At 69.9% G+C, this 22,068-nt stretch carries 20 protein-coding genes and 1 tRNA gene; 10 read left to right on the top strand and 11 right to left on the bottom strand.

Going from position 1 to position 22,068, the window contains the following annotated elements; all coding sequences use genetic code 11:
* Nucleotides 1-25 precede the first annotated feature (25 nt).
* The 3 genes from grpE to P8T65_RS20915 all read right to left on the bottom strand — a co-directional run bounded on the left by grpE (nt 26) and on the right by P8T65_RS20915 (nt 4,298).
* A complete protein-coding gene (grpE, locus tag P8T65_RS20905; RefSeq protein ID WP_316726821.1) occupies nt 26-709 on the bottom strand; it encodes a nucleotide exchange factor GrpE in 684 nt (227 codons plus the stop codon).
* Entirely contained in the window at nt 706-2,559 is a 1,854-nt protein-coding gene (gene dnaK / locus P8T65_RS20910; protein WP_316726822.1) for a molecular chaperone DnaK, read from the bottom strand. Before dnaK ends, grpE begins: the two co-directional genes overlap by 4 nt.
* Nucleotides 2,560-3,137: 578 nt before the next feature.
* Entirely contained in the window at nt 3,138-4,298 is a 1,161-nt protein-coding gene (locus P8T65_RS20915; protein WP_316726823.1) for an MraY family glycosyltransferase, read from the bottom strand.
* A gap of 291 nt (nt 4,299-4,589) precedes the next feature.
* On the opposite strand from P8T65_RS20915, the gene P8T65_RS20920 reads away from it, so the two are divergent.
* Complete coding sequence (locus P8T65_RS20920) at nt 4,590-6,884, top strand: (Fe-S)-binding protein (protein WP_184905669.1); 2,295 nt, start codon at nt 4,590-4,592, stop codon at nt 6,882-6,884.
* A gap of 67 nt (nt 6,885-6,951) precedes the next feature.
* Here P8T65_RS20920 and P8T65_RS20925 read toward each other — a convergent pair whose 3' ends face one another.
* Nucleotides 6,952-7,083: a hypothetical protein gene (locus tag P8T65_RS20925; protein WP_316726824.1), complete on the bottom strand. Its 132-nt coding sequence runs from the start codon at nt 7,081-7,083 to the stop codon at nt 6,952-6,954.
* 318 nt (nt 7,084-7,401) lie between these two features.
* On the opposite strand from P8T65_RS20925, the gene P8T65_RS20930 reads away from it, so the two are divergent.
* From P8T65_RS20930 to P8T65_RS20940, 3 genes are all read left to right on the top strand, one after another.
* Nucleotides 7,402-8,877 carry an FG-GAP-like repeat-containing protein gene (locus P8T65_RS20930; protein ID WP_316726825.1) on the top strand — a complete coding sequence of 492 codons (1,476 nt, stop codon included), beginning with the start codon at nt 7,402-7,404 and terminating at the stop codon, nt 8,875-8,877.
* A gap of 91 nt (nt 8,878-8,968) precedes the next feature.
* Complete coding sequence (locus P8T65_RS20935; protein ID WP_316726826.1) at nt 8,969-10,423, top strand: FG-GAP repeat protein; 1,455 nt, start codon at nt 8,969-8,971, stop codon at nt 10,421-10,423.
* Nucleotides 10,424-10,557: 134 nt separating this feature from the next.
* Nucleotides 10,558-11,889, top strand: coding sequence for an FG-GAP and VCBS repeat-containing protein (locus P8T65_RS20940; protein WP_316726827.1), 1,332 nt, complete (start codon nt 10,558-10,560; stop codon nt 11,887-11,889).
* On the opposite strand, the gene P8T65_RS20945 is transcribed toward P8T65_RS20940, so the two are convergent.
* Nucleotides 11,883-12,071, bottom strand: a complete 189-nt coding sequence (locus P8T65_RS20945; protein WP_316726828.1) for a DUF397 domain-containing protein — start codon at nt 12,069-12,071, stop codon at nt 11,883-11,885. The genes P8T65_RS20940 and P8T65_RS20945 overlap by 7 nt on opposite strands.
* Before the next feature lie 11 nt (nt 12,072-12,082).
* Complete coding sequence (locus P8T65_RS20950) at nt 12,083-12,703, bottom strand: Scr1 family TA system antitoxin-like transcriptional regulator (RefSeq protein WP_316726829.1); 621 nt, start codon at nt 12,701-12,703, stop codon at nt 12,083-12,085.
* Here P8T65_RS20950 and P8T65_RS20955 point away from each other — a divergent pair.
* From P8T65_RS20955 to P8T65_RS20975, 5 genes are all read left to right on the top strand, one after another.
* Nucleotides 12,608-13,006, top strand: a complete 399-nt coding sequence (locus P8T65_RS20955) for an ATP-binding protein (RefSeq protein ID WP_316726830.1) — start codon at nt 12,608-12,610, stop codon at nt 13,004-13,006. The genes P8T65_RS20950 and P8T65_RS20955 overlap by 96 nt on opposite strands.
* Nucleotides 13,007-13,195: 189 nt before the next feature.
* Nucleotides 13,196-13,591, top strand: a complete 396-nt coding sequence (locus P8T65_RS20960) for a nuclear transport factor 2 family protein (protein WP_230215013.1) — start codon at nt 13,196-13,198, stop codon at nt 13,589-13,591.
* Nucleotides 13,592-13,711: 120 nt separating this feature from the next.
* Nucleotides 13,712-15,187 carry an FG-GAP repeat protein gene (locus P8T65_RS20965; RefSeq protein WP_316726831.1) on the top strand — a complete coding sequence of 492 codons (1,476 nt, stop codon included), beginning with the start codon at nt 13,712-13,714 and terminating at the stop codon, nt 15,185-15,187.
* A 127-nt stretch (nt 15,188-15,314) separates the two neighbouring features.
* A complete protein-coding gene (locus P8T65_RS20970) occupies nt 15,315-16,397 on the top strand; it encodes a Yip1 family protein (protein WP_316726832.1) in 1,083 nt (360 codons plus the stop codon).
* Between the two features lie 249 nt (nt 16,398-16,646).
* The gene (locus P8T65_RS20975; protein WP_316731651.1) at nt 16,647-17,744 is read left to right on the top strand and encodes a hypothetical protein; all 1,098 of its coding nucleotides are present in this window, start codon (nt 16,647-16,649) and stop codon (nt 17,742-17,744) included.
* 591 nt (nt 17,745-18,335) lie between these two features.
* Here P8T65_RS20975 and P8T65_RS20980 read toward each other — a convergent pair.
* The 5 genes from P8T65_RS20980 to dcd all read right to left on the bottom strand — a co-directional run bounded on the left by P8T65_RS20980 (nt 18,336) and on the right by dcd (nt 21,383).
* Nucleotides 18,336-18,752, bottom strand: coding sequence for a DUF5958 family protein (locus P8T65_RS20980; RefSeq protein ID WP_316726833.1), 417 nt, complete (start codon nt 18,750-18,752; stop codon nt 18,336-18,338).
* Between the two features lie 72 nt (nt 18,753-18,824).
* The gene (locus P8T65_RS20985; RefSeq protein WP_316726834.1) at nt 18,825-19,154 is read right to left on the bottom strand and encodes a hypothetical protein; all 330 of its coding nucleotides are present in this window, start codon (nt 19,152-19,154) and stop codon (nt 18,825-18,827) included.
* A gap of 245 nt (nt 19,155-19,399) precedes the next feature.
* Complete coding sequence (locus P8T65_RS20990) at nt 19,400-19,894, bottom strand: hypothetical protein (RefSeq protein WP_316726835.1); 495 nt, start codon at nt 19,892-19,894, stop codon at nt 19,400-19,402.
* A 401-nt stretch (nt 19,895-20,295) separates the two neighbouring features.
* Nucleotides 20,296-20,811, bottom strand: coding sequence for a phosphoribosyltransferase (locus P8T65_RS20995; protein WP_184905695.1), 516 nt, complete (start codon nt 20,809-20,811; stop codon nt 20,296-20,298).
* Entirely contained in the window at nt 20,808-21,383 is a 576-nt protein-coding gene (gene dcd / locus P8T65_RS21000) for a dCTP deaminase (RefSeq protein WP_316726836.1), read from the bottom strand. Before dcd ends, P8T65_RS20995 begins: the two co-directional genes overlap by 4 nt.
* 582 nt (nt 21,384-21,965) lie before the next feature.
* On the opposite strand from dcd, the gene P8T65_RS21005 reads away from it, so the two are divergent.
* Nucleotides 21,966-22,039 (top strand) — tRNA-Gly (locus tag P8T65_RS21005).
* The last annotated feature ends 29 nt before the right edge of the window (nt 22,040-22,068 follow it).

Below are 22,068 nucleotides of genomic sequence, written 5' to 3' on the forward strand. Positions count from 1 at the left end.
CTGCATGCCGTGCCGGCCTGTGGCGTCAGCCCTCGTCCGGGCCACCGCTCTCCTTGTCGTCGGCACCGGAGGCACCCTCGGCCTCCTCGGCCTTGGCCGTCTGCGCGCCGGGCTGCGGCTCGGCCACGGCCACCCGCGCGGGGCGGATGGTGCGCTCGCCGATGCGATACCCCGGCTGGAGAATCGCCACGCACGTCGTCTCGGTGACGTCGGGCGCGTAGCTGTGCATCAGGGCCTCGTGGATCGTCGGGTCGAAGGGCTCGCCCTCCTTGCCGAACTGCATGAGGCCCATCTTCGCGGCGACGGTCTCGAGCGACTCCGCGACGGACTTGAAGCCGCCGACGAGTTCGCCGTGCTCGCGCGCGCGGCCGATGTCGTCGAGCACGGGCAGGAGTTCGGTCAGGAGGTTCGCGATGGCGATCTCCTTGACCGTGATCCGGTCGCGCTCGACCCGGCGACGGTAGTTCTGGTACTCGGCCTGGAGGCGCTGGAGGTCCGCCGTGCGCTCACCGAGCGCCGTACGCACCTGGTCCAGCTGCGCCGTCAGACCGGCCACCTGGGCCGTCGCTGCCGCGTCCCCGGCCGGGGCCGCCCCCTCCTGGGGGGCGGCCTTCGGCTCGGCGTCCTCGGAGCCGGAGGGGACATCAGGCTGCTGCGGCTGAGCCGACTGCGGCTGCTGCTCGTCGAAGCCCGGGGTCTCCTCCGTCACGCGGCACCGTCCTTGCGGTCACGCGGCTCGTCGACGATCTCGGCGTCGACGACGTCGTCGTCGGCCTTGGCGTCACCGGCGCCGGCGCCGGCCTCGCCGCCCGCGGCCTGTGCGGCCTGGGCGTCGGCGTAGAGGGCCTGGCCGAGCTTCTGCGAGACGGCCGCGACCTTCTCGGTGGCCGTGCGGATCTCGGCCGTGTCCTCGCCCTTGAGCACTTCCTTCAGCTCGGCGACGGACGCCTCGACCTCGGTCTTGATGTCACCGGGGACCTTGTCCTCGTTGTCCTTGAGGAACTTCTCGGTCTGGTAGACGAGCTGCTCGCCCTGGTTGCGGGTCTCGGCGGCCTCGCGGCGGCGGTGGTCCTCCTCCGCGTACTGCTCGGCCTCCTGACGCATCCGGTCGACCTCGTCCTTCGGCAGCGAGGAGCCGCCGGTGACGGTCATCTTCTGCTCCTTGCCCGTGCCGAGGTCCTTCGCGGTCACGTGCATGATGCCGTTGGCGTCGATGTCGAAGGACACCTCGATCTGCGGGACGCCGCGGGGCGCCGGCGGCAGACCGGTCAGCTCGAACATCCCGAGCTTCTTGTTGTACGCCGCGATCTCGCGCTCGCCCTGGTAGACCTGGATCTGCACGGACGGCTGGTTGTCCTCGGCGGTGGTGAAGATCTCGGACCGCTTGGTCGGGATCGTCGTGTTCCGCTCGATGAGCTTGGTCATGATGCCGCCCTTGGTCTCGATACCGAGGGACAGCGGGGTGACGTCGAGGAGCAGGACGTCCTTGACCTCACCCTTGAGGACACCGGCCTGGAGCGAGGCGCCGATGGCGACGACCTCGTCCGGGTTCACACCCTTGTTGGCCTCCTTGCCGCCGGTCAGCTCCTTGACGAGCTCGGCGACGGCGGGCATACGGGTGGAGCCACCGACGAGAACGACGTGGTCGATCTCGGAGAGGGCGATCCCGGCGTCCTTGATGACGTTGTGGAACGGCGTCTTGCAGCGCTCCAGCAGGTCCGCGGTCAGCTGCTGGAACTGGGCGCGGGTGAGCTTCTCGTCGAGGTGCAGGGGGCCCTCGGCGGAGGCGGTGATGTAGGGCAGGTTGATCGAGGTCTCGGTGGACGAGGACAGCTCGATCTTGGCCTTCTCGGCGGCCTCGCGGAGGCGCTGGAGGGCCATCTTGTCCTTGGCGAGGTCCACGCCGTGGCCGGCGCGGAACTGCTGCACCAGGTAGTCGACGACGCGCTGGTCCCAGTCGTCACCACCGAGGTGGTTGTCACCGTTGGTGGCCTTCACCTCGACGACGCCGTCACCGATCTCCAGGAGCGACACGTCGAAGGTGCCGCCGCCGAGGTCGAAGACGAGGATCGTCTGGTCGTCCTTGTCGAGGCCGTAGGCGAGGGCGGCGGCGGTGGGCTCGTTGACGATACGGAGCACGTTCAGCCCCGCGATCTCACCGGCCTCCTTCGTCGCCTGGCGCTCGGAGTCGTTGAAGTACGCCGGGACGGTGATGACCGCGTCCGCGACCTTCTCGCCCAGGTAGGCCTCGGCGTCGCGCTTCAGCTTCTGCAGGATGAAGGCGCTCATCTGCTGCGGGTTGAAGTGCTTCCCGTCGAGCTCGATCTTCCAGTCCGTGCCCATGTGGCGCTTGACGGACCGGATCGTCCGGTCCACGTTCGTGACCGCCTGACGCTTGGCGACCTCGCCGACGAGCACCTCACCGTTCTTGGCGAAGGCGACGACGGACGGCGTGGTCCTGGCGCCCTCGGCGTTGGTGATGACGGTGGGCTCGCCGCCCTCCAGAACGCTGACGACGGAGTTAGTCGTGCCCAGGTCGATGCCGACCGCACGTGCCATTTCAATTCCTCCAACAATGACTTGAGTGGAACGGACTCAAGTGTGCATGACGCCCCACCGATGGGTCAACAGAGCTGAGTCGAGGAGGCTCAACTCTTATGTTTTTCTTATGCGCAATTGGCGGCTGACCTGCGGGGATGCTCCGCACGGGGGCGAGTGGGGGGGTGACGGAGGGCCGGCGGTGGCGGGCGATGGGGGCCGGGGGCGCTGAGGGTAGGCGGAGCGGGTGGCGGTCGGTCGGGGCGGCCGCCGTGGACGCCCGATGGCCTGGAGCGTGCGAGAGGGTCCGCAGCAAGCGGACGACGGCCGCCGCAGTGCCCTTGGGGTGAGGATCGGGGCCGATCCGACTTCGGGTGCGGGCGCGGTGGGGCTTCCCGCGCAGTTCCCCGCGCCCCTGAGAAGCAGGGGCTGCGCCCCGTGCTTTCCATCGCGGACCGGCGCCCGATCCTCACCCCGCGAGGGACACCGTGACCTCGCTCAGAGCCCGGCGTCGGCCCACCCCCTCCAACCGGCCGCCGGAGAGCCGCCGCAGCCCGGCCCCCCGCGGTCCCACGCCTCCCGGCCTGCCCCCTGCTCCCCTACCCCACCCACCCCCTCCGCCCCAGCTCCGCCGCCTCCTGTTCCTGGAAGCGCGGGGAGCGGGGTCGGGGGCCGGGGGCACGGCCTCCCGGGATGGGGCGAGCCGGTGGGGCGGGAGCGCGGTGGCCCCCCGTGGGAGCCGGACGAGGGCGGTGGATGCCCGTGGAGGCGGGGTGCGCCGCCGTGGGGGACGGTCGGGGCGGGCCGGGTGGGACGAAGAGCATGGCCAGCACCACCAGGGCGGTCGCCCCCGCCACCCACCACGCCGAACGCGGCTGCGTCCACAGCATGTGGATGGCGAGCCCCACGCCCGTGGACCCCGCGGCCGCGACCCCCATCACGACCACCACTCCCGGCGGCGTCAGCCCGACCCGCCGCAGCCGGTGCGCGAGATGGTCCGGCCCACCCCGCCACAGCTCCCGCCCCGCCCGCTTCCGCGAGACCAGGACGAGCACCACGTCGGCGGTCGCCACGGCCGTCAGGGCGAAGGGCGCGCCCACACCCGCCCCGTACCCGACGGCGTACACATGCAGCGCACCCCCCGCGAGCAGGAAGCCCACGAACAGCGCCCCGCACGTGCCGATCGCGACGCGCGCGGGCGGCCAGTTGTGCATCAGGAACCCGGTGAGCGCGGCGGCCAGCACGCTGAGCAGCGTGGCCAGACCGTCCATCACCTCCGCCGCCGCACACCCGCTCAACGCGAACGCGGTGACCGCGCCCACCACCCCGAGCACCCCGTCGGAACGCCCCATCCCCTTGAACCCGTGCACCACGAGGGCGATCCAGACGAGTCCCGCCATCCCGCCCAGCACCCCGAGTTCGCGGTACGGCACGACCAGCGCGGCACCGCCGACCACCCCCGCCGCCCGCACCACGGCCGGCAGCCGCCACACGTCCCCGATCAGCCCGAACACCCCGAGCCCCGCCCCGACCACGATCAGCCATCCGGCCTCCCGCCCGAGCGGAGCGACCCCGCTCCACTCCCCCACCCAGGCCACGGCCCCCACCCCGCCCATCAGCGCGACGCCCCCGAGCACCGGCACCCGCCGCCCGCGCCGGCGCTCCACGATCCCCAGCCGCAGCGCGGGCACGCGGAACGCCGCCGAGAGCACGGCGGTCAGCAACAGAGCGGAGGCGGCGGCGAGGATTCCGTACAGCACGGATCCAAGTTAGGCGGAAATGTCGCAATTTCTGATGAATAACACGATCGTCTTGAAACAGCACGCTCGCCCGATGTCGCCACGGGGTCGCCACGGGGTCGCACTCAGGCAACCCTCAGCGACGCAGATCACCGCCCTCCTGGCTACAGTGCGGCAGAAGAACTGGGTAGTCTCAGACGGACTGCATAAGTTACCGCTTAGTAATGATCTCCGGTGATCTTCGCGGTGCCCGACGGGCACCCCGGAGAACTCCCCGGAGAAAACCCCCTCGCAGGCCCGAGGAGCCCCGAAATGCAACTCGCCGCGATCATCGTGTCGCTGGTCCTGACCGTGGTCGGCGTTGCGCTCATCGCCCGAGCCGTGGCGCAGATCTACCGGTTCGTGAAGCTCGGTCAGCCGGTGCCGGCGGGCAGCCGTACCGACGACCCGAAGGCGCGCACGATCACCCTGGCCCGGGAGTTCCTCGGCCACACCCGGATGAACCGGTGGGGGATCGTCGGATTCGCCCACTGGTTCGTCGCGATCGGCTTCCTGACGCTGCCGCCGACCCTCGCCCAGGCGTACGGCCAGCTGTTCGAGGCCGACTGGACGCTGCCGGTCATCGGCGGCTTCCTGCCGTTCGAGATGTACATCGAGTTCATCGGTGTGATGACGATCCTCGGCATTCTCGTGCTGATCGCCATCCGGCTGCTCAGCCTGCCCTCCCGGGCCGGCCGCAAGTCGCGCTTCGCGGGCTCGAAGGCCTGGCAGGCGTACTTCGTCGAGTACGTCATCCTCACCATCGGCCTGGCGATCTACACCCTGCGCGGTCTCGAGGGCGCCATCCACCACGTGGACCACTACGAGGCCGGCTACTTCGCCTCGTACCCGCTGGTCGTGGCCTTCCGGGACCTGGACCCGAACACCCTCCAGAACCTGATCTACCTCACCGCGATGATCAAGATCGGCACCTCGCTGATCTGGATGATCGTCGTCTCGCTGAACACCAACATGGGTGTCGCCTGGCACCGCTTCCTCGGCTTCCCGAACATCTGGTTCAAGCGCAACGCCGACGGCGCCACCGCCCTGGGCGGTCTGCAGCCGATGACCTCCGGCGGCAAGCCGATCGACTTCACCGACCCCGGTGACGACGACGTCTTCGGTGTCTCCCAGGTCGAGCAGTTCTCCTGGAAGGGCATCCTCGACTTCTCCACCTGCACCGAGTGCGGCCGCTGCCAGTCGCAGTGCCCGGCCTGGAACACCGGCAAGCCGCTCTCCCCCAAGCTGCTGATCATGTCGCTGCGCGACCACGCCCACGCCAAGGCGCCCTACTTGCTCGCGGGTGGCGGCAAGACCATGGAGGGCGAGGAGAAGGCGAGCGAGGAGCAACTGAAGGACGTGCCCGCCGCGGCCCTGGCCGAGGCCGAGCGCCCGCTGATCGGGACCGTCGAGGAGAACGGCGTCATCGACCCGGACGTCCTGTGGTCCTGCACCACCTGCGGCGCCTGCGTCGAGCAGTGCCCGGTCGACATCGAGCACGTCGACCACATCGTCGACATGCGCCGCTACCAGGTGATGATCGAGTCCGCGTTCCCGTCCGAGGCGGGCACGATGCTCAAGAACCTGGAGAAGAAGGGCAACCCCTGGGGCCTGGCGAAGAAGCAGCGCCTGGAGTGGCTCAAGGAGGTCGAGTTCGAGGTCCCGGTCGTCGGCAAGGACATCGAGGACCTGTCCGAGGTCGAGTACCTGTACTGGGTCGGCTGCGCCGGCGCCCTGGAGGACCGCGCCAAGAAGACCACCAAGGCCTTCGCGGAGCTGCTTCACATGGCGGGCGTCAAGTTCGCCATCATGGGCGGCGACGAGAAGTGCACCGGTGACTCCGCCCGCCGCCTCGGCAACGAGCCCCTGTTCCAGGAGCTCGGCATGGAGAACGTGGCCGCGCTCAACATGGCCTTCGGCGAGGAGATGGACGACGAGGGCAAGGTCGTGCCCGAGTCGGCGAAGCCCAAGTCGGCCAAGAAGATCGTCGCCACCTGCCCGCACTGCCTCAACACCCTCGGCAACGAGTACCCGCAGCTCGGCGGCGACTACGAGGTCATCCACCACACCCAGCTGCTCCAGCACCTCATCGACGAGGGCAAGCTGATCCCGGTGACCCCGGTCGAGGGCCTGATCACCTACCACGACCCCTGCTACCTGGGCCGCCACAACAAGATCTACACGCCGCCGCGCGAGATCATGACCGCCGTCCCGGGCCTGCGCCAGCAGGAGATGCACCGCCACAAGGAACGCGGCTTCTGCTGCGGCGCCGGTGGCGCGCGGATGTGGATGGAGGAGCGGATCGGCAAGCGCATCAACAACGAGCGCGTCGACGAGGCCCTCTCCCTCAACCCCGACATCGTCTCCACGGCCTGCCCGTTCTGCCTCGTCATGCTGACCGACTCGGTCAACGGCAAGAAGAACGAGGGCAAGGCCAAGGAGTCCGTCACGGTCGTCGACGTCGCCCAGCTGCTGCTGGAGTCCGTCAAGACCCCGGTCCCGGACGACGAGCCCCCGGCGGGCACGGCGGAGACGGAGAGCGAGCCGGAGCCGCAGCCGGTGAAGTAGGCGCCACCGCACGACAGTCGGTACGACGACGCCCCCGGTCCCGCCTCGGACCGGGGGCGTCGTCGTGTCACTCGCGCGGGCCCCCGCGTCGGCGGCCCGCGCGGCTCACAGCGGTGTCCAGGCCGGAGGGCGAGCCGGGCAGGTCCGTCACCGCGCCCGCGTCGACGGACCCGGTCGACGAGACTCCGGCTTCCAGCACTTCACCCGGTCCACGGCCGGGGTCCCCGGTGCGAGCGAGACGTACGACCACTTCGGCTCCGAGACCACTGCGCCCGGCCGTGCCCACCGGCCGGAACGCCCCACCCTCAACCGTCCGGTACGCCCCCCGCCCACCCCCTGCCTCGCAGCTCACAAAAATTTCTCGAACTTCCGTGCAACCCTCCCGCCACTCCACCGGTCTCCTGTTCGCCAACTTTCCCGTGAACCCCTGGAGAACTCCCAGCGAACGCGGACAGAAAGGGCACCCCATTGACTGCGGACGTCGGCCAGGCGTCCGCATGCAGCAGGAGATTCCCGCATGCACAAGCATCTGCGACTCGCCCTCGCGACGGCCTCCGCGGCCGCGCTGACCGGCGGTCTGCTCACGTTCTCGGCCGTGACGGCGACGGCGGCCGACTCCGTCCACCACCCCGTGGCGGACTTCAACAACGACGGCTTCGGCGATGTCGCGTACGCGGCCGGAACCGCCACCGTCGGCGGCAAGAAGGGCGCCGGACAGATCGTCGCCCTGTACGGCTCCGCGAGTGGTGTGACGTCCACGAAGCGCACCACGATCAGCCAGAACACGACCGGTGTACCCGGCAGCGCCGAGACGAACGACGCGTTCGGCTGGGTCAGCGCGTACGGCGACTTCAACGGCGACGGTTACGACGACCTCGCCGTCTCGGCGTTCCTGGAGGACGTGTCCGGCGACACGGACGGCGGCACGGTCGCGATCGTGTGGGGTTCGGCGAGCGGCCTGTCCGGCGCCACGACGATCAAGGACCCGGCACCCTCCTCCCACGACAAGTGGGGCAAGTCCCTGGCGGCCGGCGACTTCGACGGCGACGGGACGGAGGACCTCGCGGTCGGGGCCACGTCGAGCACGATCCACGTCTTCAAGGCCGGCATCAGCAAGTCCGGCACCGCGGGCGGCCGCTACACCGTCAAACCGCCCATCATGTCGGGCGACGGCACCGGCCCGCTCAACCTCACCGCGGGCGACGTCAACGGCGACAAGCGGACCGACCTGATCGTCGACGGCTTCGAGACGGACAGCGCGTACAACTGGAACGCCAACTACTACGTTCCCGGCACCGCCACCGGCCTGAAGGCCGCGTCGGCGCAGAAGCTGAAGCCCGGCATCATCACCGGCATCGGTGACGTCAACGGCGACGGGTACGGCGACATCGTGACCGGCTCCGAGTGGGACCCGTCGAAGGACGGCAGCGAGCCCTCCGTGCCCGAGTCCGCCACCGGTGGCAAGGTCCACATCGTCTACGGCTCGGCCGACGGGCCCGCCGGGGCCACCTCGGTCACCCAGAACTCCGGCAACGTCCCCGGTTCCTCCGAGCGTGGCGACTTCTTCGGCAACGAGATCTCGCTCGGCGACATCAACGGCGACGGCTTCCAGGACCTGGTGGTGGGCGCGGCCGGCGAGAACCTGAACGGCGTCGTCAACACGGGCGCGGTGACGGTCCTCTACGGCTCGGCCTCCGGCGTCAACACCACTTCCGGGTACCAGTACTTCGCCCAGTCCACGGCGGGCGTCCCCGGCTCGGACGAGAAGGACGACTTCTTCGGCTCCGAGGTCAAGCTCACCGACGTCACGGGCGACGGCCGGGCGGACCTGACGGTCGGCGCGTACGGCGAGAACGGCGGCAACGGCTCGGTCGTCTACCTGCCCTCCAACGGCTCGAAGATCACCACGAGCGGCTCGCGCTCCCTGTCGACGTCCTCGGTCGGCGTCTCGACGGACGCGGCCCCGCTGTTCGGCGGCAACGCGGCCAACTGACGCGGACGACCGCACAGGCACCACCGGACTCGGGCCCGCATCCACCACCCCGGATGCGGGCCCTCCCTCCTCCCCCTTTGGAGCCCTCCCCGTGCGCAGCAGCCGCACCAGCCTCCTGACGACCACTCTCACCACAGCCCTTGCCACCGCCCTCCTGACGACCCTCCCGACGGCCTCCGCGACGGCAGCCCCCGCCAAGTACGCCGACGACTTCGACGGTGACGGGTATCGCGACCTGGCGATCGGCATGCCGGAGCAGACCGTGGGCGGGAAGAGGCTGGCCGGCTCGGTCCTGGTGACATTCGGTTCAGCCAAGGGGCTGACCTCCAGGAAGATCCACGTCACCCAGAACTCGACCGGTGTCCCCGGGGCTGCCGAGTCGCAGGACCGCTTCGGCTCGGCTCTGTCGAGCGGGGACCTGGACGGTGACGGGTACGCCGACCTCGTCGTCAGCAGTGACTCGGAGAGCGTGGGGGGCCAGACCGCGCGTGGCATGGTCACGGTTCTGTGGGGCGGCGCCAGGCCCTTCCGCAGCGGTACGGCGCTCGCCGCCTCGCCCCTCTCGGGTCGTGACGACTTCCTGGGGAACGACGTCGCGGTGGGCGACTTCGTCGGTGACGCGGCGCCCGACATCGCGGTCGCGGACCTGTCGAGCGTCTGGCTGTACGAGGGCGGCATCAGCCGCACGGCCACGCCCGCTCCCGTTCGCGCCGTGGTCCAGGGCCATGACGGCATCGGTATCGCCCAACTCGCCGCCGGGGACTTCACGGGCGGCGGCAAGGACGAACTGGCCGTGACCGGACCGGCGGCGACACTGGTCTACGCCGCGGGGAACGCGAGCACACCGACCGTCGAGGACTTCTACAACCGCAGGACACTCATCGGCGGGGAGTCGGTGGCCACCGGCGACCTCGACGGCGACGGCCGCGACGACCTCGCCATCGGCCGCTTCCTCTTCCATATCGGCAACGGACTGAAGGACCCCAGCGCCAAGGCCGGTTATGTGATGGTGCACTACGGCAGCGCGAGCGTCGCGGGCGGCCTGGACCGCCGGCGTCACGTCTACCACCAGGGCACCTCCGGCATCCCCGGCGGCAATGAGGCCGAGGACCTCTTCGGTGCTTCTCTGTCGATCGGCGACGTCACGGGCGACGGCCGCGCCGAGTTGGCGATGGGCGTGCCCTACGAGTCACTGCCCCGCGCCGAGCGGGGCGGTGACGTCCTCCTGCTGCGCGGCGGGCCGAACGGCCTGACCACCGCGGGGGCCAAGCGCTTCTCCCAGAACACTCCCGGGATCCCTGGCACGGCGGAGCACAACGACGAATTCGGCTCCCAGCTCCGCCTCGTCGACTTCGACCGTGACCGCAAGGCCGACCTGGCCGTCTCGGCACCGTACGAGGACCCCTACCGGAACGAGGGCAGCGGTGCCGTCTGGCAGCTGCACGGCACGGGGTCCGGCCTGACCGTGAAGGGCGCCGACGTCTTCGGCCCCAAGGACTACGGCATCCCCCGGGGCTCCGGCCTCGGCATCGCATTCAACCGCTGACCGCGCGACGTCGGGCCGCTGCGGAGGCGATCCCTGTTGCGGGCCCATGCCCCAGGAGGGCCCATGCCCCGCAGCACCAGACTCCTCCGCACCGCCCTGGCCACCGCGACGGCGACCCCCCTCACCGGCGCCTGTTGAGCCTGGCCACGGCTGCCCCGGCCGCCGCCGCGCCCGCCAAGTACGCCGACGACTTCAACGGCGACGGCCACCGCGACCACGCGGTCCACTCGTACGGCACCGACACCCGCTTCTCCAAGGGCGGTGGCATCCTGGTCACCTTCGGCACGGCGAACGGCCCCGGTACGAAGACGCAGTTCGTCGACCAGGCGAGCGAGGGTGTCCCCGGCGCCGACGAGAGCGACGACCTCTTCGGTGACGTCCGGGTGGCCGCCGACTTCAACAAGGACGGCTACGGCGACCTCGCGGTCTCCGCCAACGGCGAGGACGTCGGCAAAGCCAAGGACAACGGCACGGTGACGATCCTCTGGGGAAGCGCGAAGGGCCTCTCCGGCGGCACCACCCTCCCGTTCAAGGGCCCGAAGGGCGTCTCCGGCAGGGCGGTCGACTTCGCCACCGGCGACTTCGACGGCGACGGCCACCAGGACCTGGCCCTGGTGCGCGACAGCAAGACGTACGTCTACCGGGGCGCGATCACGAGATCGGGGGTCAAGGGCTCGGTGACGGTCCTGGACAAGGACACGTCGAGCTTCTACGCCACGGCCCTCGTCTCCGGCAAGGTCGACAAGGACGGCAGGACCGACGTGGTCGTCATCGGCGACGTGGTGTACCCGGAGTACATCGCCTCCGACGCCTGGTTCGTCAAGGGCGGCAAGGCGAAGCTGTACCCCGGCAAGACGCTGCGCCTGGAGCGCCAGAACGGCAACGGCGGCCAGGCCGAACGCGGCGGCGACGGCGTCATCGCCGACTTCGACAAGGACGGCTACGGCGACATCGCCATCGGCACCGAGATCCACGACCGTGGCACGGGCCGCGTATCGGTCTGGTACGGCGCCGCGTCCGGCCCGTCGCGCAGCGCCCGTTTCACCCAGAACACCGCCGGGATCGCGGGCGGCGCGGAGCGCGGCGACTGGTTCGGCGCCTCGGTCTCCGCCGGTGACGTGAACGGCGACGGTTACCGCGACCTGGCGATCGGCGTACCCGGCGAGACCATCGACGGCGCCGACGAGGCGGGCGGGGTGCACGTCCTGTACGGCGCCAAGTCGGGCCTGGGGGCCAAGGGTTCGCAGTGGTTCGCCCGCAACTCCCCGGGCGTACCGGGCTCCCTGGCCACCGGCGACTACGTCGGCCACACGGTCCGCCTCCGCGACACCGACCGCGACGGCAGGGCGGACCTGTACGTCATGGGCGACAACGGCTCGCTGCGCCTGCCGGGCACCTCGAAGGGCGTCACGACAACGGGCGTGCAGCTGGTGAACGGTGACGTGGTCGCGGGAATGCTTCAGTAACGCGGCTCGCGTATCGCACGTATGAGGGCGGCGAGCCCGGCGGGGGTGGAGCGCACGACCTGGCCGGGCTCCTCGCTTTCGCGGAGGCGGAGGGTTCCGCGATGGGCGGCGATCTCAAGGCAGTTGGCCGCATCGCCGCCGCTGGAGAACGAGGACTTCCGCCACACCATGCCGTCCGCCATGCCCTGACCCCTCAGCATTCTCGTACGAGTCGGTGGATGAACTCCCGGGACTCTACGACCTCCAACGCCGCCGCCTCCACCTTGCGCAGCACCTCCCGGTATCGCACGAGCTGAGCCTCCGCGTCCAGGAAAGCGCTGCCGTGCTGGCTGTCCACCATGGCGGTGTCGAGGCGTGGAACCGGCCCGCCCGCGTACACCACCGGATCGACGACCCCGGCGAAACCGTCCACATCGAACGGCACGACACGCACCGCGACTTCGCTCTCCAACAGATGCGACAACTGCTCCCGAGCCACCTTCCGGTCGGCCACCCGGATCCGCAGCGCCGCCTCATGCACCAACGCCAGGTACCGCACACCCTCCAGAGCCCGCTGCCGACGCAACCTGAACTCCACCCGAGTCTCCAGCCCCTCCTCCGAAATACGCTGCGGAATATCGGGACCCCGGAAGCGCACCGCCCCGCCCTGCCACGGCGGCCGCGACAGAGCCACCGCCCACCACCCCAGCGCCCCCACCCCTCCGTACCGGGAGACCCCATGCGCACCGCCTGGGAGTACACCCTCTACATCCCCCACGACCCCCGCGCCGTGGCGATCAGCCGCCGCACCCTCCGCGACATCCTCACCACCCACACCCTCCCCGCCCTCGTCGAACCGGCGGAGCTGCTGGCCTCCGAACTCCTCACCAACGCCCTGCGCCACACCACCGGCCCGGCGGCCCTGAAGCTCCGCCAGTCCGGCCGCTCCTTCCGCCTGGGCGCCTGGGACACGGACCCGACACCTCCGACGATCACCACCCCCGCCCGCACCCCCACCTCCGGCCGAGGCCTGCATCTCGTCGACGCCTACGCGGACGACTGGGGGTGGTTCACGGTGAACGGGAACAGCGGAAAGTACATCTGGTGTGAACTGGGTACGGAGTTGAAGCCCGGCTGAAGCCGCTCAGGCCCTGCCGCCGGCGTGGCAGAACTGACCGCACCCCCCATTTCCCCTCGCGCCTACCGGCCCCCAACCAGCCCCTCCTCCTGGCCCGCACCCAGCCTTGACCTGCGAAGCACCCCACCAGCGGCGATAATCACACAAAAGGAGCACAACAGACAGGAACCCGGAAAGTAGGCGGTCCCCATGGCCGAACACCCGAACGCAGCGCTCGTCCGCAAGGGCTACGACGCCTTCACCCGAGGCGACATGGACACCCTCCGCTCCCTGATGGCCGCGGACTGTACGCACCACGTCCCCGGCAGCCACCTGCTGTCGGGCGACCACAAGGGGCAGGACTCGATCATCGGCATGTACCAGCGCCTCTTCGAGGAGACCGGCGGCACGTTCGACGTCACCCTCAGCCATGTGTGCGTGGACGGCCGGGGCCACGCCGTCTCCGTACACCGCTACACCGCCGAGCGCGGCGGCAAGCGGATCGAGCAGAACGGCTGCCTCGTCTTCCGGATCGTCGGAGAGAAGTTCACGGACATCGACGAGTGCCAGGAGGACATGGACAAGGAGGCGGACTTCTGGTCCTAGCCCTAGCCCCTCCCGGCTCCGGTACTACAACCCCGCACGGCCTCCAGGTGTCACACAGGTGAACCAGCCGAACCAGGCCAGCACCCCACCCCGATATCCGGCCATCACCTGGAGCCCCCCGTGCACAGACGGACATACGCCCTGGCCGCCGCCACCGTGGCGACCGCCACCACGGCGGCCCTCGCCCTCACCCTGGCGCCGGCCGCCACCGCCGCCCCCTCCGCCGCCGCCGTGACCAGCGATTTCAACGGTGACGGCTACGCGGACCTCGCCGTCGGCGTCCCCGACGCGACCGTGAACGGCAAGGCCAGGGCCGGCTATGTGAACCTCGTCTGGGGCGGGGCCAAGGGCCTGGGCAGGTACGGCAGCATCCGGGTCAGCCAGGCCACCGCCGAGGTCCCCGGCACCCCCGAGGCCGGCGACCGCTTCGGCGCCTCCGTGCTGCTCGCGGACCTGAGCGGCGACGGCCTCGCCGAGCTGATCGTCGGCGCGCCCGGCGAGGACGTCACCGGCCGGGGCGCGGACGCGGGCACGGTCACCGTCGTCGGCGGCGCGCGGAGCGGCACGGGCCCGGCGTCGAACGCCCTCACCGGCACATCGGGGAACGCGGCGTACGGCTGGTCGGTCGCGGCGGCGGACCTGACCGGCGACGGCGGCCGGGACCTCGTGGTCGGCGGCCGGGACAAGGTCGTCGTGCGGGCCGCCGTCGACAACGGCGAGGACCTGGTCGTCACCACCGTCCTCGCCACGCCCATGGGCGGCCGCGCCCCGGTCCTCGCCACCGGCGACTTCACCGCCGACGGCACGGACGACCTCGCCCTCGCCTACTACACGATCGACGCCCCCTTCACCCAGTCCCACGTACGGCTGTGGTCCTGGGACGAGGCCGAGCGCCGCATGGCCAACGTCTGGAACTCCGACAACGGCGCCGCCTCCGCGCTCGCCGTCGGCGACTTCGACGGGGACGGACTGGACGACCTGGCCCTCGGCGAGTGCCGCGAGATCGCCGACGAGAACATCGACGACCCGTGCGGCCCCGAGTCGTACGCCAAGGGCGGCGGCATCCACCTCCTCTACGGCGACAAGAACTCCTTCGGCCTGCGCACCCAGACCCTCAACCAGGACACCGTCGGCGTCCACGGTGTCGCCGAGGACGGCGACCGCTTCGGCGCCTCCCTCGCCGTACTGGACTGGAACCACGACGGCCGCGACGACCTGGTCGTGGGCGCCCCGGGCGAGGCCATCGGCGCCCGCACGGCGGCCGGCGCGATGACGTTCCTGCTGAGCCACGAGGGCGGCATCGTCGACCGCTTCGGCGAGGCCACCTCCGTCCCGTACCACCAGGACCGGCCCAAGGTCCCCGGCGTGGCGGAGACGAACGACGCCTTCGGCACCGCCGTCGCCACCGGCGACTACGACAAGGACGGCACCCCGGACACGGCCGTCGGCGCCCCGGGCGAGAACGCGAAGTCCGGCGGCGTCTGGGTCTTCCCGAAGACCTCGGTCAACGGCTCCTACGCCCTCACTCCGAAGAACCTGGGCCTGCCGTCCCCGGCGTCGGCCCTGTCGTACGGCAGGTACGTCAGCAGCCGTTGAGCGCTCGCCGGCACGGCCGCCGACCTGCGCGGAGGCCGTGACCGGCCCACCACCGGACCGACCACCGGACCGACCACCGGGCCGACCCCGCCCCACCCCTCACACATCCCTGACGATCCCTTAGGGGATGTCACAGCTCGGCCGCAAAGCCGGGCCGGTTGGTCCCGGCCCGGCACGCGACCGTCCGGGACCAGGTACGTTCGATGACGTGGCTGGATTCAGGATCGGACGCGGCCGGGACAACGGCGCTCCTCAAGCGCGACCGCACAACCCTCCGTACGGACAGCAGGCCCCGCAGGTCGGCGGCCCGTCGTACGGCTACCCCCAGACGCCCCCGGGACCGCCGTACGGCGGCGGGCGCGGCGGTCAGGGCGGCTGGCCCCAGACGCACGGCGGTGGACGCCCCGGCGGCTACGGGCCCCAGGGCAACCACGGAGGCCATGGGGGCCATGGGGGCCATGGGGGCCACGGGGGCCACGGGGGCCATGGCGGGCACGGGAACCACGGCGAGCCGGAGTACTTCGGCGACGACGGCGGGCACCCCCAGGGCGGCCCGGACCCGTACGCGGCCAACAACCCGGGCCACACCCAGATGTTCTCCGTCGGCGAGGACCCGTACCAGCAGGGCGACACCTACCGCGCGGGCAACGCCCCGGCGGCGCCGCTCGGCCCGCGGCTGCCCTGGAAGGCGCTCCTCAAGGGCATCATCACCAGCCCGAACCAGACGTTCCTGGTGATGCGCGACTACGCGGTGTGGGGCCCCGCCCTTCTCGTGACGTTCCTGTACGGCCTGCTGGCCGTCTTCGGCTTCGACGCCGCACGCGAAGAGGCGATCAAGGCGACGCTCTCGGCGGCCGTGCCGATCGTGCTCGTGACCGGCGTGACGATGGTGGTCAGCATCTTCGTCCTGGGCGTGGTCACCCACACCCTCGCCCGGCAGCTCGGCGGCGACGGCGCCTGGCAGCCGACCGTCGGCCTCTCCATGCTGATCATGACCCTCACGGACGCGCCGCGCCTGGTCGTCGCGATGTTCGCGGGCGGCGACGCCTCCTTCGTCCAGATCCTCGGCTGGATCACCTGGGTCGCCGCGGGCGCCCTGCTGACCATGATGGTCGCCAAGTCCCACGACCTCCCGTGGCCGAAGGCCCTGGGCGCCTCGGCGATCCAGCTGGTGGCGATCCTGTCCCTGATCAAGCTGGGCACGTTCTAGGCAGACACGAGGCAGACACGACGGTCGCGGCAGGTACGCGACGAGTGGGACGAGCGATACGAGTGAGGGGCTCCGGGCGAGAAGCCGGGAGCCCCTCACTTTCTTTGCTTCTTTGCCTGCATGGCCGTCCCTCTCTCCGACGGTGGCCGGAGCGGGCCGAGTCGACTGTGTGATGATGCTCGAAAATCACAGTCGACAACGACCGGCCCTGGGGCGGGACCGGGTATGCGAGAAGGGCGGGGGCCCGGCGTGGGCAAGGGTGGGGAGTCCATATCGGACGAGGAGTGGGAGCGCTTCCTCCGCGAATCCGAGGCGGGGGCCAAGGACGCACCCGAGGAACCGTCGGCGCGGGCCCGCATGGTGGCGGGGCGCCTGCGGGAGGAGCCCGACCCGCCGGCGCCGTGGCGGGGCCACCAGCCGCCGCGGCGGCGAAGAGGCAAGGGCTGGTACGTCGTCGGAGTGCTGGTCGCGGTCGCCCTGCTGGTCGTGGCGGTGGCGCCGGGGCGGGTGGTCGGCTGGTTCGCGGGCGGAGACGGCGAGAGCACGCCGCTCGCCGTGGAGTCGGAGCGCCCGGACGCCCCGCCGCCGACGGAAGCGGCGGCCCAACAGCCCACTCTGAAGCAGCCGTTCAGGGGATCGCCCGCGACACGGTGGGGTGACGGGACGGCCTCGCTCGCCCTGCCCGAGGCACGGGCGACCGGCTGGATGAGCAAGGCGCAGGTCGCGGAAGCGCTCGCGGAGAGCCGGGACTTCCTCGCCGACTCCAGTCTGGATCGCGGTGTGCTGCGCGGGGAGCGCCCGAAGAAGGCGATCGCGCTGATCAATCCGCACCAGAAGGACGTGCAGGACTTCCTGGCGACCGCGTTCCGTTCGCCCAGCCGGGAGAACGATCCCCTGCTGCTGTTCAGCCGGTTCGAGAGCTCCGAGGTCCGGCTGGTCGGGGATGTGGTCAAGACACGCGGGCGGATCACGTACCGGGAAGGGAAGCGGGGCGCGGTCGAGGTGACCACGGATGTCACGTACGTCTACCCGGTCGTGCGCGCGGAGGCGGGAAGCGACGAGGTCGCCCGCACCATCGTGCGCCGCGAGGTCGTGATGAGCTGGGACGACCCGGCGAAGATCATCACCGAGCCCGGCACGTTCTCCCTGGTCTCCTACAAGGTGGACACCACCAACGGCGGCTGCGACACCTTCACCGGCTACCTCACCCCCGAGTTCGCCGCGGAACGCGCGACGTCACCCAAGGAATCGGGCCCGGCACTCGACCCGTACGACCGAAGCACGTCACTGGACGAGCGCATGCGGAAGTCGGACGGGGAGCGATGCGGGACCGCCTCACGGTCGTGAGCCCCTGGGCAGTCACGGTTGGGCGAGCGTCAAGGTGACTGATGATCATGGCGAGGCGGAGGCTATTGCCTCTTGCATCACTGGCGTGCCCGAGGAGTTCCTCTACGCCGTTGCCCGGCTCGTCCTCGGTGACGAGGACACCCGCGCTGAGTTGGAGGGAGAGCCACAGGTGTACCGGTGGTTCTTCCACAGAGACGGATCTGTGGTCGATGTCCGTCTGGTCCGGGCCGACGACGCCCAAGCTCCGGACAGCTCAGGGGTAGTTCTCTGGTCGGGCCGCCACACCGTCCTGGCACTCGCGCGGTCCGCCGTCCGCGCCTTCGACCGGATCGACTACGAGCAGGGCGAAGAAGCCTACGAGTCGCAATGGGGCCGGCCGTTTCCCCGAATCGAACTCCAAGCTCTGCGCACCGCGATGCGGTCACACCGCAGAGCCGCGGCAGCCAACGGCACCGCCTCCGAGGGGGGGCAGATGAGCAGAAGTCTGGGCCCGTCCCTGGGCCGTCCGAGGTCGCTCAACAGTGGCCGAGGACGACCGACGACGACCACCAGGCGCACCATCCCACCACCGCTGACCTGTAAGAACCCAGCTCAACAAGATCCCCGACAACACCCAGGGCAAGAAGACACCCAAGAAGCACCCCGCCGCGGATCCGACAGGTTGTGCCACTCGTGACCGCACCCATCGGCGCAATGCCGCATCCGCCTGCGAGTGTCCGCGATGCTGAAGAGGGCGACGAGCAGGCGAGAGGACTTGGTGAGTTCATAGGCCGGTAGCGCCGCCATCCCGAAGCGCCACTTCGTGAGCATCACCGCCGGCGTATGAGTGGGACGAATGCCAGAACGCGCGATGCTCTCCGGCACATCGTCCTCGCAGGCGCGGGCCTGCCAGCAGAACTCCACCAGTGCGTGCATGACCTTGCGTTGGTCATCCTCCGAGAGGCTCTCGAACCAATCGACATCCTCGGCCGTCGGCCTGAGTCCCTGCGCGAGCTCGTCCAGGACCACCTCGTGTGCGTACAACACCGGTTACCTCCCGACTCAGTTCAGGCCGACGGTACGCTCACCGATTCCTGCCCTTCAGTGCGAAAACGTGAAGCCGACGGCCAGGTCAAGGTGGAACGCGGAGCCCGGAGCGGTCGGAATCCAACCTTCATGCAGGGCAAGCCGAACAGCCGCGGCAACGCCGGACGGCCGCACAGGCTCAGCCTCGCGCCCGATCCAATTGCTCGAATGCGGCTGGTCGGTGGTAACCACGAGCGTCATGCCCGGCGTCTCCGCCTGCTCGACCGCGAACGTGCACGGCGACCACGCCAAGCCCTGGAAGTACGTCGGCCTGCCACGCAGCCGCCAGCGGTAGACCGTGCCGTCGACAACGATCCGTCGTGATCCCTTGCGAACCAGCGCCACGACTCCCCCTTCAACAGCGAAGATGCTAGCGAGTCCGGCACCGCCGCCCGTCTCAGTTTCCGTCTCATTCAGCGCCGTTCACGGCCGTCGGACGAGACCTGGGACGCTACCCACCCAGACACGTGAACGGCCCCGTCCGAGCCCCCGGGCCCACCACCACAGTCGGAGAGCGTGTTGGGGGCCGACCTGAAGGCGGCGCACAGCACCTTGTCGGGAACGGTCTGATGGGCGGCTGTATCGGTCCGTCAGATGTAGGTCCACCGCCATGCGTTCGAGCTGTACGTGCACTTGATCTTCGTCCCGCCCGCTGTGGTGGTGGTGGCGCCGTGGTCGCTGTTCCGGCAGAACTGTCCCGCCGAGTAGCAGTTTCCCGAGTTGGAGACGATCGAGCACGTGCCGGTGCTGTCCTGGCCGCTGCTACTCCCGCTGCCGCTGTCGGCGGCTTTGGCCGTGGCGGTCTTGGTGACGGTGACCGTGGGGCCGGGTTTCGCCTTGGCCTTGACGGTCTCGGTGACGGTCGGACCGGGCTCGGGCGTGGCTGTGACGGTCGCGGTGACGGTCGTCGCGGGTTTGACCTTGGTCTCGACAGACTGTTGCCCGTCGTCCCCGGCCGAGCCGATGAGCGTGCCCGTGATCAACAGGGCCGTGCCGCCGACCCACACGAGCACGCGCTTGTGGAGCGGACGGGTGTCGGGCGGGCGTGGTGCAGGCGGTATGGGAGTGGCGTACGGGTTGGTCATTTCGTCCCCCCAGGATGCTTCGGGTGGAGCGACCGTAGTACCCCACCGTGCCATGTGTGCAGGACGTGTAAGAGAGGTGTTCATTCCGTGACCAGCAACCGCCAGCACTCACCACCGGCCCTTGCGACCCTCCCCGTGGCCCGAATGACTTCCAGTGACCGATCTCTGCAGAGCTACGGATCAGAAGGTGCACGTGCCCCATCCGTGCCCGATCCAGCGGGAAACCACGGGGGAACCACCGGCGCCGAGCGGGCACCGCGCACGACGACGGCCCCTGACCAATTACCTGGTCAGGGGCCATTTCGCTTGGCGGCGGGTGTGAGATTTGAACCCACGGTGACTCGCGTCACGACGGTTCTCAAGATCGGCGGCGGCATGAGTCCCGGTCGCAACGAACCAAGTCAGAGCGCTTCCTTGGACGGAGTGACAGGCTCGCCCGACCTACGCACTACAGGCAAAACACTCCACGGGAAGTTGATCCACTCGTCGGTCCGCTTCCACACGTACTCGCACTTCACGAGGGAGTGGGACTTCTCATAGATCACGGCGGACCGGACCTCGGCGACGGCGTCGAGGCAGAAGTCGTGGACCAGCTTGAGCGTCTTGCCCGTGTCGGCGACGTCGTCCGTGATCAGGACCTTCTTGTCGGAGAAGTCGATCGCGTTCGGGACGGGGGCGAGCATGACGGGCATGTCGAGGGTCGTGCCGACGCCGGTGTAGAACTCGACGTTCACGAGGTGGATGTTCTTGCAGTCCAGGGCGTACGCCAGCCCGCCGGCGACGAAGACCCCGCCGCGGGCGATGCTGAGCACGATGTCGGGCTCGTACCCGTCGTCGGCGATCGTCTGCGCGAGTTCGCGTACGGCGGTGCCGAACGCCTCGTAGGTGAGGTTCTCCCGGGGCGGGGACACGCTCACACCTGCGTCCGGTGGAAGTTGAGGAAGGACCGGGAGGCCGTCGGACCGCGCTGCCCCTGGTAGCGGGAGCCGTAGCGCTCGCTGCCGTAGGGGAACTCGGCCGGTGAGCTGAGCCGGAACATGCACAGCTGTCCGATCTTCATACCCGGCCAGAGCTTGATGGGGAGCGTGGCGAGGTTCGACAGTTCGAGGGTGACGTGCCCGGAGAAGCCGGGGTCGATGAACCCGGCCGTGGAGTGGGTGACGAGCCCGAGCCGGCCCAGGGAGCTCTTCCCCTCCAGGCGAGAGGCGAGATCGTCGGGGAGCGAGATCACCTCGTAGGTGCTGGCGAGCACGAACTCGCCGGGGTGGAGGATGAACGGCTCGTCCCCCTCGGGCTCGACGCGTCGCGTGAGGTCCGACTGCTCGATGGACGGGTCGATGTGCGGGTAGCGGTGGTTCTCGAACACCCGGAAGAAGCGGTCGAGACGCACGTCGATGCTCGACGGCTGCACCATGGTTTCGTCGTACGGATCGATCCGCACCCGACCGGCGTCGATCTCGGCCCGGATGTCCTTGTCTGAGAGAAGCACGCCCCGAGGATACGCAAGACGCGCGGGCCGCCCACCATCAGGACGGACTCCGCGCGCCTCGACGACTGCCGGCCGCAGGTAGCTCTACCTGTGGCGACCGTTGTGGATACCGCTTCGACTACCGTTTCGACTACCGCTTCTGCAACGCCACCGGCACGACGCTGCGCAGGCGCGCGCAACGTGGGCAGCGCATGAGCCGACCGGGGCCGAGGCGCTCGGCCTGCTGCATCGGGAACGAAGCGGTGCTGAACACGTGCCCATCGGCACAACGGACGACGGTGCGCTCCATCAAGTCCAAGAGTCCCTTCCCCAAGAGCCGCGTCTGGCTGTCGACCTACGTCGACCTGACGACGAAGCGCCACATTACGGGATGAACGGGACGCCCCTCCAGGCGGCACTCCGATCCGTTCCACGACCCTCTCGGACCCTCTCCCGCGCCTCCACCGTACGCCCCAACTCCCGCGCCCCGCAGCCCCATCCCGGCCCCTGAAACACAGCCGGGCCCCACGCCTTCAGCGCGCGGGGCCCGACATGAGGTAAAGTAACGATGCGTTCCGACACCGGCACCTACCGGCGTCTTACGCGGGTGTAGTTTAATGGTAGAACATCAGCTTCCCAAGCTGAGAGCGCGAGTTCGATTCTCGTCACCCGCTCCACGACTAAGGCCCAGGTCAGAGACCCGGGC

Origin of the sequence: Streptomyces sp. 11x1 (assembly GCF_032598905.1) — a bacterium.
Classification (GTDB): domain Bacteria; phylum Actinomycetota; class Actinomycetes; order Streptomycetales; family Streptomycetaceae; genus Streptomyces.